General features: G+C 52.1%; 16 protein-coding genes. 1 reads left to right on the plus strand and 15 read right to left on the minus strand.

Annotated features, from left to right (window positions below):
* On the plus strand, nt 1-280 hold a 280-nt coding region (locus tag H5U36_04795; GenBank protein MBC7217473.1), incomplete at its 5' end, for a DUF1844 domain-containing protein.
* 87 nt (nt 281-367) lie between these two features.
* Here the strand turns inward: H5U36_04795 and hflX are convergent.
* From hflX to H5U36_04870, 15 genes are all read right to left on the minus strand, one after another.
* The gene (hflX, locus tag H5U36_04800; protein ID MBC7217474.1) at nt 368-1,612 is read right to left on the minus strand and encodes a GTPase HflX; all 1,245 of its coding nucleotides are present in this window, start codon (nt 1,610-1,612) and stop codon (nt 368-370) included.
* Complete coding sequence (locus tag H5U36_04805) at nt 1,609-2,283, minus strand: glycosyltransferase family 2 protein (protein ID MBC7217475.1); 675 nt, start codon at nt 2,281-2,283, stop codon at nt 1,609-1,611. The genes hflX and H5U36_04805 overlap by 4 nt, the downstream gene beginning before the upstream one ends.
* 3 nt (nt 2,284-2,286) lie before the next feature.
* On the minus strand, nt 2,287-3,537 hold the full coding sequence (proS, locus tag H5U36_04810) for a proline--tRNA ligase (GenBank protein MBC7217476.1): 1,251 nt from the start codon (nt 3,535-3,537) through the stop codon (nt 2,287-2,289).
* Nucleotides 3,534-4,622, minus strand: coding sequence for a flavodoxin-dependent (E)-4-hydroxy-3-methylbut-2-enyl-diphosphate synthase (gene ispG / locus H5U36_04815; GenBank protein MBC7217477.1), 1,089 nt, complete (start codon nt 4,620-4,622; stop codon nt 3,534-3,536). The genes proS and ispG overlap by 4 nt, the downstream gene beginning before the upstream one ends.
* On the minus strand, nt 4,619-5,668 hold the full coding sequence (gene rseP / locus H5U36_04820; GenBank protein MBC7217478.1) for an RIP metalloprotease RseP: 1,050 nt from the start codon (nt 5,666-5,668) through the stop codon (nt 4,619-4,621). The genes ispG and rseP overlap by 4 nt, the downstream gene beginning before the upstream one ends.
* Nucleotides 5,665-6,789, minus strand: a complete 1,125-nt coding sequence (locus H5U36_04825; GenBank protein ID MBC7217479.1) for a hypothetical protein — start codon at nt 6,787-6,789, stop codon at nt 5,665-5,667. The genes rseP and H5U36_04825 overlap by 4 nt, the downstream gene beginning before the upstream one ends.
* 4 nt (nt 6,790-6,793) lie before the next feature.
* Nucleotides 6,794-7,597, minus strand: a complete 804-nt coding sequence (locus H5U36_04830) for a phosphatidate cytidylyltransferase (protein MBC7217480.1) — start codon at nt 7,595-7,597, stop codon at nt 6,794-6,796.
* Nucleotides 7,594-8,319, minus strand: coding sequence for a di-trans,poly-cis-decaprenylcistransferase (uppS, locus tag H5U36_04835; GenBank protein ID MBC7217481.1), 726 nt, complete (start codon nt 8,317-8,319; stop codon nt 7,594-7,596). The genes H5U36_04830 and uppS overlap by 4 nt, the downstream gene beginning before the upstream one ends.
* Nucleotides 8,283-8,837: a ribosome recycling factor gene (gene frr, locus H5U36_04840; protein ID MBC7217482.1), complete on the minus strand. Its 555-nt coding sequence runs from the start codon at nt 8,835-8,837 to the stop codon at nt 8,283-8,285. The genes uppS and frr overlap by 37 nt, the downstream gene beginning before the upstream one ends.
* A gap of 4 nt (nt 8,838-8,841) precedes the next feature.
* Nucleotides 8,842-9,576, minus strand: coding sequence for a UMP kinase (locus tag H5U36_04845; GenBank protein ID MBC7217483.1), 735 nt, complete (start codon nt 9,574-9,576; stop codon nt 8,842-8,844).
* Nucleotides 9,566-10,171, minus strand: coding sequence for a translation elongation factor Ts (gene tsf / locus H5U36_04850; GenBank protein MBC7217484.1), 606 nt, complete (start codon nt 10,169-10,171; stop codon nt 9,566-9,568). Before tsf ends, H5U36_04845 begins: the two co-directional genes overlap by 11 nt.
* Nucleotides 10,168-10,974 carry a 30S ribosomal protein S2 gene (gene rpsB / locus H5U36_04855; GenBank protein ID MBC7217485.1) on the minus strand — a complete coding sequence of 269 codons (807 nt, stop codon included), beginning with the start codon at nt 10,972-10,974 and terminating at the stop codon, nt 10,168-10,170. Before rpsB ends, tsf begins: the two co-directional genes overlap by 4 nt.
* Nucleotides 10,975-11,096: 122 nt before the next feature.
* Nucleotides 11,097-12,470: an ATP-dependent protease ATPase subunit HslU gene (gene hslU, locus H5U36_04860; protein ID MBC7217486.1), complete on the minus strand. Its 1,374-nt coding sequence runs from the start codon at nt 12,468-12,470 to the stop codon at nt 11,097-11,099.
* The gene (hslV, locus tag H5U36_04865; protein MBC7217487.1) at nt 12,467-13,009 is read right to left on the minus strand and encodes an ATP-dependent protease subunit HslV; all 543 of its coding nucleotides are present in this window, start codon (nt 13,007-13,009) and stop codon (nt 12,467-12,469) included. Before hslV ends, hslU begins: the two co-directional genes overlap by 4 nt.
* Nucleotides 13,006-13,974, minus strand: coding sequence for a tyrosine-type recombinase/integrase (locus tag H5U36_04870; protein ID MBC7217488.1), 969 nt, complete (start codon nt 13,972-13,974; stop codon nt 13,006-13,008). Before H5U36_04870 ends, hslV begins: the two co-directional genes overlap by 4 nt.
* Nucleotides 13,975-14,159 lie beyond the last annotated feature (185 nt).

The following is a 14,159-nucleotide window of genomic DNA, read 5'->3' on the forward strand; positions in this document are numbered from 1 at the left end:
AGCACCTCAGCAGCCTGGAAAAATAAAGGACTTAGGGTACTACTTTCTGAACCTTCTCTCGGCCAAAGCCTGGCAGTACCTTGGGCTCATGGCGCATCCTGAAAACGGGCAAATCCTCGTGGACCTTGAAGAAGCCCGGAAAGCCATCGATCTTTTCTCCATACTCCTTGAAGCCTTAAAGAAAGACCTCGATCGGGATGAGCTACGAGAACTCGAGTTCCATCTCTCAAATCTGCAGCTCAACTTTGTAGAGAAAATGCGGCAACTTGCTCAGGAGTGAGGCGTTGTGGGGCCTGGGGCACTTAATAAAAGGCGATTGCGCATGTGTTCAGGCGGTTTACATAATATACATTATGGGAAGTAAGGTTCAGGAAGCCAAAAGGGCATGCAGCCGAGCAACATAGTCCCGCTGCACGACACAATCAAGAACAATGGTTCCATCTTCAAGTGCTCTAAGGTTCTTAATATACCCATGGGGGCGAATCCTCTGGGTTATATCCTTAAGCTTTTCGGGAGCAATTTCAAGATGAACTTCGGTAAGCTGTGGCTGCAGAAGACGGGCAATCTCCGCATAGAGTTTGTCGATGCCTATCTTTTTCTGTGCTGAGACAAACACATGAGGCTGTACCCGCATATCGTGTTCAAGGAAAGGAAGCCCATCAAGAAGGTCAATCTTATTCAAGACGAGTATCCTCGGGCAGTCACTTGCGCCGATTTCCTCAAGCGTTTCGGTAACCACTCGGAAGTGGTTGACATAATCTGGGTCAGACACATCCACAACCTCAAGAATAAGGTCAGCATCCCTTACCTCCTCAAGGGTACTCCGAAAGGCGTCCTTAATGGTTTCGGGCATCTCTCGAACGAACCCCACGGTATCGATGAACACAACTTCCCCAACATCGGGGATAAAGGACTTCCGAGCCATAGGATCAAGAGTTGCGAACATCTGGTCCATCACGTACGCATCCGCACCAGTGAGAGCATTCAGAAGGGTCGATTTACCCGCGTTGGTATACCCAACAATGGCAACCTCAAATACTCCCGATCGTTTTCGAAAAGTCCTTTGAGTCTCGTTTTGCCTTTCAATGCGCTGCAATTCCCTCGTAAGAAAGGCAATTCGATTCCTTATCTTCCTGCGCTCTACTTCAATCTTCTGCTCTCCAGGTCCCCTCGTTCCGATACCACCACCGGTTCGGGAGAGCTCTACCCCTTTCCCCGTAAGGCGACTCAACTCGTACCGGAGGCGAGCAAGCTCAACTTTGATCTTTCCCTGAGCCGTCCTTGCCCTTTTCGCAAAAATCTCGTGAATAACCGCGTATTTCGTGTACACTGGAACGCCCCAGGCTTCCTCGAGGTTCCGCTGCTGCGAAGGAGTCACCTCAACATTTGTCACCACAAAACCCAGAGAATGCTCGGCAACGAAATCACCGATTTCTTTCACTTTTCCCTTCCCAAAGTAGTACCGGGGAAAGGGATGCCGAACCCTACAGGATATGACGTGAGAAATAGTGTGGCCAGCACTCCTTGCGATTTCCAGCATTTCACGAAGGAGGATTTCCTGAGCTTCCGACGCAGGATGTTGCTCAACGAAAAGGAGAAGACCAGCACTCATCGGCCGTTCCCATCAACCCTCCGATACATGTTCCTGAAAATTTCCCAGTACATTTTCACCCTCTCCCTGAAACCCCGCACAAGGCCAAACTTCTCCTCCTTCATCACATGGGTGAGACCCGGGAGTTTCACAAGTTTCACCCGAACTCCGTTCCTCCGCACGTACCGGTTAATGGCTACCTCGACTCCGTAACGAGCTACCTCCATGTCAGGGATGTTCTGGAGAATATCCGTGCGGATTGCCCTCTGCCCGGAAAGAAAGGGGGCAATCTTCTGAGCAAGGTCGGTTGCCAACCTTCCCTCCTCGAAAACCCCAATGGTGACATCCGCCTCTCCGGAGATGACCGGCGTCACCAAGGCCTCAATGTGCTTTTCGTTGAGACCGATGAGATCGGCATCAAGGAGAAGAACAACGTCGCTTCGGATGTACTCAAGGCCTTTGTAGAGAGCTCCTCCCTTACCAACGTTATGTAAAAGCTCGACGACCTCTGCCCCTTTGCTCCTTGCAACTTCTACCGTACGATCCGTCGATCCATCGCTCACCACAACAATCTGGTCAACCACAGGGCTTCTCCGGAGCACGTCAAGAATCGGACCAATGGTCTTTTCCTCGTTGTACGCAGCAATAATGGCCGTTGTCCTTGTACCTCTCAGAGAACCCTTCTCCTCCATCGTTTAGCCCGCGAGCTCCTTTCGAATCCTCTCAAGAACTCCACGTACTTCAGCCCTCTGCACTTCGATGCGTTCGTTACTCTTGCGGAGCTTTACCTCCACTGTGCCGCTCCGTTCCATCTTCTCTCCCACGATAACGTGAATCGGAAAGCCGATGAGATCCGCCTCGTTGAATTTGTACCCTGCACTCTCCTCACGGTCATCAATAACCACCTCAAAACCGGCTCGAGAGAGCTCTTCATAAATGCTCTCTGCTTCCTCACGATGCCTTTCCTTCTTCACGTTGATCGGGATTACCACGACCTCGTACGGTGCAAGAGAAAGAGGCCAGCAGATTCCCTTCTCGTCATGGTTGGCTTCAATCGCTGCCGCCATCGTCCGTCCAATGCCTATTCCATAACAACCCATAACAAGGGGTTTTTCTTTCCCATCGCGATCGACAAAGTACGCCTTCATGGGTTCACTGTACTTCGTCCCAAGCTGGAAAATATGACCGACTTCGATTCCTCGCTTTTCTTCCATCGGCCCACCACACTGCGGACAGTACGTCCCCTCGGATGTACTTGCACCTCCACACCTCGTGCAGACAAAAACTTTTTCTTCTCCCGACTCTGCGAGAATGAGAAACTCGTGCGAAACGTCTCCCCCGATGACCCCACTTTCTGCAGGAACCGCGATGTACTCGAGCCCACACCGGCTGAAGACCCGGCAGTACGCCTCGTACATCTTCTGGTAACTTACCTGAAGTCCCTCCACATCCCGATCGAAGCTGTACAGGTCCTTCATGAGGAATTCCCTCGCCCGCATCACTCCAAAGCGAGGTCGAATCTCGTCCCGGAATTTGGTCTGAATCTGGTAGAGTAAAAGGGGGAGCTGCCTGTACGAGCGAATTTCACGCCGTGCAAGGTCGGTGATGACCTCTTCATGGGTGGGACCTAAGCAGAAATCCCGCCCTCTCCGATCCTGGAAGCGGACGAGCTCAGGACCGTACACATCCCAGCGACCTGTTTCCTTCCAGAGTTCTGCTGGCTGCATAGCCGGCATGAGGATTTCCTGTCCCCCTGCCCGATTCATCTCTTCCCGGACAATGCGGATAATCTTATCAAGGGTTCGCCATCCGAGGGGTAAGAAGGTGTATACCCCTGCAGAGAGCTGACGAATGAACCCAGCACGGAGCATGAGACGGTGACTGACAACTTCTGCTTCCTGGGGATCTTCTTTCATCGTTGGCGCGAAAAGGAGCGACATTCTCATGGACTCCTCTCCTCTCCTTTCATTGCTTCCTGCACCAGGGAAATAAGTTCTGCAATACCTTCCTCCTGAGGCACAACGCCGATCACTTCGCCCCGGGCAAAGAGCACCGCTTTCTTTCCTCCGCTCAGAGCGATGCCAAAGTCCGCTTCCTTAGCTTCCCCTGGACCGTTAACTTCACACCCCATAATGGCAACCTTTAACTTCCGGATTCCTGCAACCCCTTCAAGAGGCGCAATGGCTCTTCGAAATTCTCGGACAAATGATACCACATCTCCTCTTGCCCGGGCACAGGTGGGACATGAGATGAGGGTCACCCCTCTTAAGCGCACTCCCAAGGCCTTAAGGATCTCCCACCCAACCTCAGTCTCAAGAACAGGACTTTTCGAGGTCAAGGACACCCGAATCGTATCCCCAATTCCTTCTCTGAGGAGAATTCCCAGAGCTACTGAGGATTTCACAATCCCCTCAATGCCACTTCCTGCCTCCGTCAGGCCGACATGGAGTGGGTAAGAGAAGCTTTCGCTCAACTTCTCGTAAGTAACTACCGTCTCCTCAATATCTGAGGATTTCGCAGAGAGAATGAGACGCTTCATCCCCTTTTTCTCGGCAAGATCCACAAGTTCAGCTATGCTCTCAAGGAGTGCCTGAGTCCTTTCCTTTGCCCGGAGTTTAGGGGGAAGAGACCCAACATTGGCTCCGATACGAAGCACAACACCCTGATCCCGGGCGACATCAATGAGGGACTCTAAGGCAGAACGGTCATGGACGGTTCCCGGATTCACCCGAACAGCATCCACTCCTGCTGAGATAGCCTGGAAGGCGAGTCGAATCGTAAAGTGAATATCAGCCACAAGGGGGAGCGTTCTCCTGTGTTTTCGGATTTCTCGAAGTCCTTCAATCCCCTCTTCATCAAAGACTGCAATCCGGAAGATTTCGCAACCCCGGGAAAAGGCCCTGTCGATTTCTTCAAGACAGGCCTCCCAATCTCTCGGATGCCTTCTTCCCATTGCCTCGACCCAGATAGGATGGTTTCCTCCAACTACCAGAGGTCCAAGGGGAACTTCTTGAGTCCTGCGCCGCTTCATTTTCCCGCTACAATCCTGAGCACATCCTGGTATGTGACGAAAATCGAGAGCAGAAAAATGAAAATGATGCCTATGAGGTAAATCATCCCCTTTTTCTCCTCTTCGAGGGCTCTCCCCCGAATCTTCTCGTAGAGGAAGAGGAGGAGGTGCCCCCCATCAAGAACAGGAATGGGGAAGAGATTGAAAAGGGCAAGAAAAACGCTGATAACCGCTGCAAAGGCAAGAAGATTCACAAACCCAAAGGCTGCCGCCTGTCCTGCCATCTGGGCAATCCCCAAAGGTCCGGTAACCTCAAGGGGAATCTTTCCCACGAGGGCATAGAGCACTCCAAGAAGGCTGAGGATGAACCATTCGGCTACCGTTACGCCACTTTTGGCCAAGGTCACCAGGGGATTGTACTTTCTGTGCTCTCCCCCAAAGATTACCCGAATGAGAGCCCGCTTTTCCGCATCGCTCCACTCGGGTACCACGGTAACCTCAAGAACCTCTCCCTGGCGCTCCAGAGTAAGGACCACCGGCTTACCGGGGCTTGTGGCAATCACCTTAGTTACATCTTCAATACGCTCCACTGGTTTTCCCTCTATGGAGAGAAGAACGTCACCTTTTCTCACGCCACTTCGTTCTGCAGGTCCTCCCGGCAGAACCTCAAGGACTGCTATCCTCCCGGTGGGAATCCCAGTCACGTTAAAAACAGCAAAAAGGAGAACGACCGAAAGAAGGAGATTCATGAGAGGGCCAGCAAGAACCACAAGGCTTCGCTGCCAGAGAGGCTTTGCATCGAAACGCTCCGAGTGAGCAACAGGGGGTTCTCCGTATCCCTCAATGGGGTTTCCCTCCATCCCCGCCATACGCACGTAACCTCCAAGGGGAAAGAGGCGAATAGAGAACTCTACCCCTCTCCACATCCATGAAAAGAGCTTCGGCCCATAACCCAGCGCAAAGTGGAGCACCCGTATTCCGAAAAGGCGGGCAAAGGTAAAGTGACCAAATTCATGAGCAAGAACAAGAAGGCTCAGAACAAAAACAAAGGCAAAAACTGTGGTCATCGCAGGGCACTCCTCTGCTTGATGACCTCCTCAGCCTTAGCAAATCCCAGAGCAAAGAGGCGTTCAACCTGAGAAATATCCTGAGGAGGAAGAACTTTTTCCTCGAGGACCTGCTCAAGTACTGCCGGTATCTCGTCAAAAGCGATGCTTCGGGCAAGGAAGTGGTGCACACAGGCCTCATCCGCTCCACAGAAAAAGGTGGGGTATCCCTGTCCTTTGCGAAGAGCACTCAGCGCAAGGTAGAATCCCGGAAATCTGGAGGGCACAGGGTACTCGAAATGGAGAGTCCGAAGCTCCCCAAAGCGAAGGCGCTGGAACGGATTGGGCTTCCTTTCAGGAGCTATGGCATTCTGAATCACAAGACGCATATCGGGAGGCGCAAGCACCCCAAAAACGAAGCCGTCCTTTGTCTCCACAAGCGCATGAACCACACTCTCCCGCTGAACGAGAACGTCAATTTTCTCCGGAGAAATTCCAAAAAGGAAGAAAGCCTCCATCACCTCAAGACCCTTGTTCACAAGGTTTGCAGAGTCTATGGTGATTTTCTCCCCCATCCTCCAGTTCGGATGGGCCAGGGCCATTTCTGGGGTGATGTCGCTCAAAGGTCCCCGCCACTCATAGAAGGGTCCTCCGGAAGCCGTTATGTAAACTTTATCGACCTCGTTCCAGGGCAAAACCCTGAGAATCTGCCACAAGGCGTTATGCTCGCTATCAAGAGGAACAAGATTGGGATACCTTTCAAGGAGCCCTGCTCCCATGAGGTCCCCTGCGAGAATCACGAGTTCTTTACTACCCGCCCAGAGAGTCTTTCCCGTATCAAGGAGTTTGCAGAAAGTCCCAAACAGAGCAACACCGCTTGCAGCAAAAAAGACTCCATCGATTTCATCCGAGAGGAGGACATCCTCAAGCTCCTGCAAGGAAGTGAGGGGAAGAAAGGGGACATCACCCTCAAGATACGGGCTGTACACGTACCGAGCACCACAGAACTCCGCTTGCTTGAGAAGCTTCGGAATGTTGCGAAATCCCCCAAGGAGGACAACACGGAAATCCTGGTTGCAGGCAAGAACCTCAAGAATCTGTTCCCCGAGAAATCCTGTCGAGCCCAGAACCGCAACTCGCATCTTCCTATCCCCTTCCTAAGGAAGCAAGAAAGTACACCAAGGGACCAACGGCGAAAAAGGCATCGAAGCGGTCAAGAATACCCCCGTGGCCTGGAAGAAGGGCTCCCGAATCCTTCACACCTCTTCTTCGCTTCAGAGCCGACTCGAAAATATCCCCAAGGAAAGCAAGAGGAGGGAGAGTTGCCCCACAAAGACAGCACCACAGGAGGGGTAAGCCAAAGACATAGCTCAAAAGGATGCTCCCAAGGAAGGCACTTCCTGCTCCCCCCAGAAAACCCTCCCAGCTCTTTCCTGGACTGATAGCGGGGAGTACCTTATGAGACCCCCATCGAACTCCAAAGAGGTACGCCGAGATATCGTTCACCCACACAAGAAGGGCGAAAAAAAGGAGAAGCCTTGGAGAGAATTCAAGTCCCGTTCGAACCCAGAAAAAAGGAAGGACGAAGCAGTAAAAAACCCCAAAGAAGAAGAAACTCACCCGTTCAAGGCACTTCTCTACGTCCTGAAGCACCCACCCCAAGAGCGCAAGGGAGAGAGTATACCACCCAGGAATCCTCGCTTTTTCAGGAATCCAAGGCAAAAGGTATATCCACACAAGGGCTCCCAGGGCAAGAAGAAGGGGTGGCCATTCCTCCTTACCCAGGGCAATCGAAAGGTACTCCCGAAAAGCAAGAAAAGCAATAACCAGAAAAAGCCCCACCATGGTAATGCGATTGAGAAGAAGGAGGAGAAGAAAAAGAGGCAAAAAGAGGAGAATGGTCAATGTTCGTATCTTGAAATCCTTCGAGAACAAAGGGCTACCCCTCAAGAGAGACCTCCGAACCTTCTCCTACGCTGGGCGAAATCTTCAAGAGCCTGGTGAAAGAGGAGAACATCGAAATCCGGCCAGAGGACATCGGTAAACCAAAGCTCGGTGTACGCAACCTGCCAAAGGAGGAAGTTACTGACCCGCTTTTCCCCTCCCGTACGAATGAGGAGATCAGGGTCAGGCTGGTCTCCGGTGTCAAGGAAAACTCGAAACGTCTCTTCGGTAAGGGTGGCCAAATTCTTTCCACTCTCCAGAAAGCGTTGTACGGCTCGGAGGATTTCATCTCTTCCCCCATAATTTACGGCAAGGTTAAGGGTGAGTCCTGTGTTCTCTCTTGTTTTCCCCTCAAGGTCCTCCATGGCCTTCCTTAGTCTTTCCGGTAGGCCATCCCGGCGACCTAAAAAGCGAACACAAACGTTGTTTTTCTTGAGTTCCTCTCCGTACTGGTGTATTGCCTCTTCAAAGAGCGTCAGAAGACCCTGTACTTCCTGAAGCGGCCTTCGCCAGTTCTCGGTAGAGAAAGAGTAAAGCGTTAAGAAGGGAATGCCCAATCGACCACTCTCTTCTACAATGACCCGCACCGTCTCGATACCTTTCCGGTGCCCTTCAAGACGAGGAAGCCCCCGCCGCTCTGCCCACCTTCCGTTGCCATCCATGATGATGGCAACATGCTGCAAGAGACCATTCACACGCTCATAATTTCTTTTTCCTTCTTCTCCCATAGACCGTCCAGTTCGTTAATGTGTTCGTCCGTCAGCTTCTGGATTTCTGCCTGAGCCCATTTACTCTCATCTTCAGAAACCTTCCCTTCCTTCTCCATCTTTCGCACTTCTTCGTTGGCTTCCCGACGAAGGTTGCGCACCGCAACCTTTCCTTCCTCCACTATCTTCTTCGCCATCTTGGCGATTTCCTTTCTCCGTTCTTCCGTAAGTGGGGGCAAGGTCACTCGTATCACCGTCGCGTCCACTGCCGGGTTAAATCCAAGGTCCGACTTCCAGATTGCTTTTTCGATGAGAGGTAGGACATTCCGGTCCCAAGGCTGGATGAGGATGGTGCGGGCATCAGGAGTGGTGATGGAAGCAATCTGTTTCAGCTGAACCGTCGTACCGTAGTACTCCACCTCGAGATTTTCCACAAGAGCAGGAGAGGCACGTCCTGTGCGAACATGAGAGAGCTCCTCGCGCACAACATTAACCGCCTGTTTCATCCGCTTCTCAATATCCTTTAAAAGGGGTTTCAAGAGCTCATTCATCCCTTTCCCTCCCCACGAGCGTACCCACTTTGTGTCCTGTCACAATTTTACACAGATTCCCGGTCTGGTGGATATTGAAGATAATGATGGGGATGTGATTCTCCATGCACAGGGAAACAGCAGTCGAGTCCATCACCTTCAAGCCTCGATTGAGGACCTCAAGGTAGTCGAGGGTCTCAAACCTTGCCGCATCCTTGTGGATAGTTGGGTCAGCTTCGTACACCCCGTCCACCTTCGTGGCCTTAAGGAGCGCATCCGCTTTAATCTCCGCAGCTCGCAGAGCAGCCGCCGTATCGGTCGTGAAATAGGGGTTTCCCGTTCCTCCGGCGAATATAACCACTCTTCCCTTCTCAAGGTGCCGTATGGCTCGCCGACGAATATAGGGCTCCGCAACCTCCCGCATCTCGATAGCTGTCTGCACCCGGGTAGGAATTCCCCGGTTCTCAAGGAAATCCTGGAGCGCCAGAGCATTAATGACCGTCGCGAGCATCCCCATGTAGTCTGCTGTAACTCTGCTGATTCCCCGATCCCCTGCGTCCCTCCCCCGAAGAATGTTCCCCCCTCCTACAACGATGGCAACCTCAACCCCTAAGGAACGTACAGCATCAATCTCTGAGGCAAGGTAAGCAAGGACCTGGGTATCGATGCCTGAAGGGAGAGAGCCACGGAAGGCCTCTCCCGAAAGCTTCAGAAGGATTCTCTTGAAACGCAATGAATCACTCGCCATCTCCTTCACCCAGCTTGAAACGAACGAAACGCCGTACCACGATATTCTCACCGAGCTTGGCAACGGTTTCCACCAGGAGGTCTTTGACCTTTTTCTCCGGATCTCGAATGTACTCCTGCTCGAGGAGGCAATTTTCTTCGTAGAATTTCTTCATTTTTCCTTCCACAATCTTTCGCTTCACTTCCTCCGGCTTGTTACTCCCTTCAAGCTCCTTCCAGTAGAAACTCTCCTCTCTCTGGCGAACCTCCTCAGGGACATCCTCAGGAGAGATCCAGCGAGGGGCCTGAGCGGCAATTTGAAGGGTAAGCTCCTTCACGAGGTTACGAAACTCCTCTGTACGGGCAACGAAATCCGTCTCGCAGTTCACCTCAACAAGGACTCCAATCTTCCCATCCGTATGCACGTATGCTCCAATGAGTCCCTCACGAACGGTGCGCTCTTTCTTCTTGGCAGCAATCTCGACTCCTTTCCGGCGCAGGATCTCACAGGCTTTCTCAAGGTCTCCCCCTGCCTCAAGGAGTGCCTTTTTACAGTCCATGACTCCCGCGCCAGTGCGATTCCGAAGCTCCATGATGTCCTTTGTGTTCACGCTCATTGCCCTTCCTCCTCAATTTCCTCAAGCTCTTCGAGAATAGTCGGTTCCTCCTGTACTTCTTGGACCTCTGGGGTCTCCGGAACAGCCACCCCAGTAGTGGGCACCACATCAGCACCCTCTGTTGCGAGCCTTCTCCCTTCAATCACTGCATCAGCAATAAGGGAAGCAAAGAGGCGAATGGCCCGAATGGCATCATCGTTCCCCGGGATGACGTAGTCAATCTCATCAGGGTCACAGTTCGTATCCACAATGGCTACAATAGGAATTCCCAAGCGTCTCGCTTCAAGAACGGCATTTCGTTCCCTTCGGGGGTCAACGATGAAAACACAATCGGGAAGCCTATCCATGTCCCTGATGCCACTCAGGTACTTTGCCAGACGGGCTTTTCTTTTGAGAAGTTGCATGGCCTCTTTTTTGGGGAGCTTTTCAAGAAGCCCTTTGGCCTCCATGGCCTCGATGCTCTTCAGGCGATCGATGCTCTTTCGGATGGTGGCGAAATTCGTAAGCATGCCACCAAGCCAGCGCTGGTTCACATAGAACATCCCGCACCGCTGGGCTTCCTGCTGAATCGCTTCCTGGGCCTGCTTTTTGGTCCCCACAAAGAGTACCGTACCACCCTGGCGAGCCAATTCCTTCACGAAGTTATAGGCTTTCTCGGTGAGCTCAACGGTCTTCTGGAGATCGATAATGTAGATGTTGTTCCGCTCGGTGAAAATGTAGGGTTTCATCTTGGGGTTCCACCGACGAGTCTGGTGGCCAAAGTGGACCCCGGCTTCAAGAAGTTGCTTCATTGTAACGACCATACAACATCCTCCTTCCGGTTCTTACCTCTGCGGGAAGAGCCAAAAAGGCACCGGAATATTCCCGCATGCGTACTGGAAAACCTGGGTAAGTATAGCACGAAGGGAAAAAAGAATGCAACAAGTTAGAGGATATACCTTGTAACATCCTCGTCTTTCAGGATATCCCTGAGTTCCCTTCGAACGTATTCCCTATCGATGACCACGTGCTGTCCTTTGAGCTTTGGAGCGTTGAAGGAAATATCCTGGAGAACTCGCTCCATAACCGTGTAGAGCCTGCGAGCCCCAATGTTTTCCATCTTTTCATTGAGAGAGTACGCAATGTGCGCTATTTCCCGAAGGGCGTCCTCTGTGAACTCGATAGAAACTCCTTCTGTGGAAAGGAGTGCTTTGTACTGTTTGACCAGGGAATTGTATGGTTCCACAAGAATCCGATAGAGGTCCTCTTCAGAGAGGGGAGAGAGTTCCACACGGATTGGAAAACGTCCCTGGAGCTCAGGCAAAAGATCGGAGGGCTTTGACTGGGAAAAAGCTCCAGCGGCGATGAAGAGAATATGATTCGTCCGAACAGGACCATGCTTTGTGAGGACGGTTGAACCCTCCACAATCGGAAGGAGATCCCGCTGAACCCCTCCCCGGGATACATCCGGTCCGTATCCTCCACCTGGGGGAGAGACAATTTTATCAATCTCGTCGATGAACACGATTCCTGTTTCTTCTACCCTCCGGATGGCTTCCTGGACAACGTCGTCCATATCAATGGCCTTTTGGACCTCCTCGTTGAAGAGAACCTCCCTGGCATCCCTGACCTTCATGCGTTTCCTCTTCCTTCGGGGTGGAAAAAGACTGCCAAAAACCTCCCTGAGGTCGATGCCAAGGCTTTCCATGCCGCTTGCAGCAATGATCTCCATCGGGACCGAACTCTCTTCAACCTCGACCTCGATAATCCGGTCCTCAAGCTCTCCCCTTCGGAGCTTCTCCCGGAGCTTTTCCCGTGTTCTCCCAAGAGAGGAAGTCACCGGCCACACGATATCGACTCTTCCCGAGCTCTCCACTTCCACATCTTCTTGCACAGCTCCTTGCGCAAGGAGTGCATCGAGAATCCTTTCCTCTACAATCTCTCGAACCTTCTCCTCTTGGGCTCTAATGCGCTCGTTCTTCACCATGCGAATGGCAAGCTCCGTCAGGTCCCGAATGATGGACTCCACATCACGGCCAACGTATCCGACTTCTGTGAATTTTGTGGCTTCCACTTTGAGAAATGGAGCGTTGGTGAGCTTTGCAATACGACGGGCAATTTCTGTTTTCCCTACTCCTGTTGGGCCAATCATGATGATGTTCTTGGGAGTAATTTCTTCGGCAATTTCTGGAGGGAGCATTCGCCGCCGCATCCTGTTCCGCAGGGCAATAGCCACGCACTTTTTTGCCTCACTCTGCCCCACTATGTACTTGTCAAGTTCTCTAACTATTTCCTCGGGAGTTAAATCGTTCTCTCTCACGTCTGTTCCTCCCCCAGAGTCTCAAGAAAAATAGTATCGTTAGTGTAGATGCATATCTCTGAAGCAATCTGCAGAGCAATACGGGCAATGTCCCGGGCAGTAAAGGAAGTGTGCCTGAGGAGAGCCTTGGCAGCTGCTAAAGCATAGTTTCCCCCAGAGCCAATGGCAGCAACTGGCTCATCAGGCTCTATGACATCCCCTCGCCCTGAAATGATGAAAATGTGGGACAGGTCCATGGCAATAAGAAGAGCATCGAGCTGACGAAGAATCTTATCGGTCCGCCACATCTTCGCAAGCTCTATCGCAGCTCGAGGAAGGTTTCCTCCGTACATGTTGAGCTTCTCCTCAAGCCGCTCAAGAAGCGTCAGGCAATCCGCCCCGGTTCCAGCAAAACCAGCAAGAACCTTATCCTGGTAGAGTCTCCTGATTTTCCTTGCTCCCCGCTTCACCACGGTTTCGCTCATCGTGACCTGGCCATCACACGCCATTGCTCCTTGTCCATCCTTCAAAACGGCTATGACCGTAGTTGCACGAATCACTCTTCGTCCTCCTTCGCCTTTCTTGCATGAGGATGGGCACTCTCGTACACCTTTTTCATTTTACTCCAATCAAGGTGGGTGTAAATCTGGGTTGTCGATAAGCTCGAGTGCCCAAGAGCCTCCTGAATGACCCGAAGTTCCCCGCCTCCGGAGAGGAAGTGGGTTGCGAAAGTGTGTCGGAAAATGTGGGGGAAAAGCTTTTTTCCCTCCATTCCGGTCATATTCGCCGCAGAGTCAAGGATGCTCCTCACCCCGCGGGGGGTGAGAGGTTTACCGTAACGGTTGACAAAAAGGGACGTGGCTTCGGGAAACTTTGTCTTCCACATGCCGAGGTACGTCAAAAGAGCACACCGAGTGGCTTCGTTGAAAGGAACGATTCGCTCCTTTCCTCCTTTCCCCCAGACCCGAACCATGTTCTTCTCGAAATCTATATCTTCGGGGCGAACCTTCACAATCTCCCCCACACGCATGCCGCTTGCGTAGAGAAACTCACAGAGAGCCCAGTTCCGCAATGCGAGAAAGTCCCCCGGGTTCTCTGTGCTTTTCCTCTTCAGAGCCTCAAGGAATTGCTCCACCTCTTCCCGGGTCAGAAACTGAGGTAAACCCTTCTCCACCCGAAACTGTCCGATACCATCACAGGGGTTCTCAGCAAGGAATCCACGACGACGGAGGAACCGGAAAAAACTCCTCAGAACCGAAGCACGGTGGCTTTGGGAGACCCGCTTGAGCTGGTGATGGGTTTTCAAGTACACGAGGAAATCACTCACATCTTGAGAAGTAACGCCAAAGACATCTTTTCCTCGCGTCTTCACAAATCCAAGGAACTGACCAATGACCCGGAAGTAATTCTCAAGGGTATGCGGAGAGTACCGCCGCTCATTCTGGAGGTAGTTCCAGTACGCCCTGAGACACTCTCTCTCCTTTTCGTTGCAGAGTGATTCGAAGGGGAACACCTTCCCAGTCAATCTCCTCTCGTAAAACTTTCTCGACGATATGCACGCATTGTTTATCCTCGTCTTCCCGGTACCCAGCAATGACCCCCAGGAAATGGGGAGGGGCAATACCCTTCTGGAAGAGGACCTCAAGATGAAGTTTTCTCGGAGAAGGAAGGGAAGAGAAACGCTGGTTGATTTTCCTGCGAATGTCCCCG

The sequence above is a fragment of the Candidatus Caldatribacterium sp. genome (genome assembly GCA_014359405.1).
GTDB lineage: Bacteria > Atribacterota > Atribacteria > Atribacterales > Caldatribacteriaceae > Caldatribacterium > Caldatribacterium oleiphilum.

Coding starts and splice junctions, on each gene's coding strand:
- tsf (MBC7217484.1), bottom strand. CDS start 10,171: ATGAGCGTGAACACAAAGGACATCATGGAGCTTCGGAATCGCACTGGC.
- H5U36_04845 (MBC7217483.1), bottom strand. CDS start 9,576: ATGGCGAGTGATTCATTGCGTTTCAAGAGAATCCTTCTGAAGCTTTCG.
- uppS (MBC7217481.1), bottom strand. CDS start 8,319: ATGGGAGAAGAAGGAAAAAGAAATTATGAGCGTGTGAATGGTCTCTTG.
- ispG (MBC7217477.1), bottom strand. CDS start 4,622: ATGAAGCGGCGCAGGACTCAAGAAGTTCCCCTTGGACCTCTGGTAGTT.
- rseP (MBC7217478.1), bottom strand. CDS start 5,668: ATGACCACAGTTTTTGCCTTTGTTTTTGTTCTGAGCCTTCTTGTTCTT.
- H5U36_04805 (MBC7217475.1), bottom strand. CDS start 2,283: ATGGAGGAGAAGGGTTCTCTGAGAGGTACAAGGACAACGGCCATTATT.
- rpsB (MBC7217485.1), bottom strand. CDS start 10,974: ATGGTCGTTACAATGAAGCAACTTCTTGAAGCCGGGGTCCACTTTGGC.
- hflX (MBC7217474.1), bottom strand. CDS start 1,612: ATGAGTGCTGGTCTTCTCCTTTTCGTTGAGCAACATCCTGCGTCGGAA.
- proS (MBC7217476.1), bottom strand. CDS start 3,537: ATGAGAATGTCGCTCCTTTTCGCGCCAACGATGAAAGAAGATCCCCAG.
- H5U36_04825 (MBC7217479.1), bottom strand. CDS start 6,789: ATGCGAGTTGCGGTTCTGGGCTCGACAGGATTTCTCGGGGAACAGATT.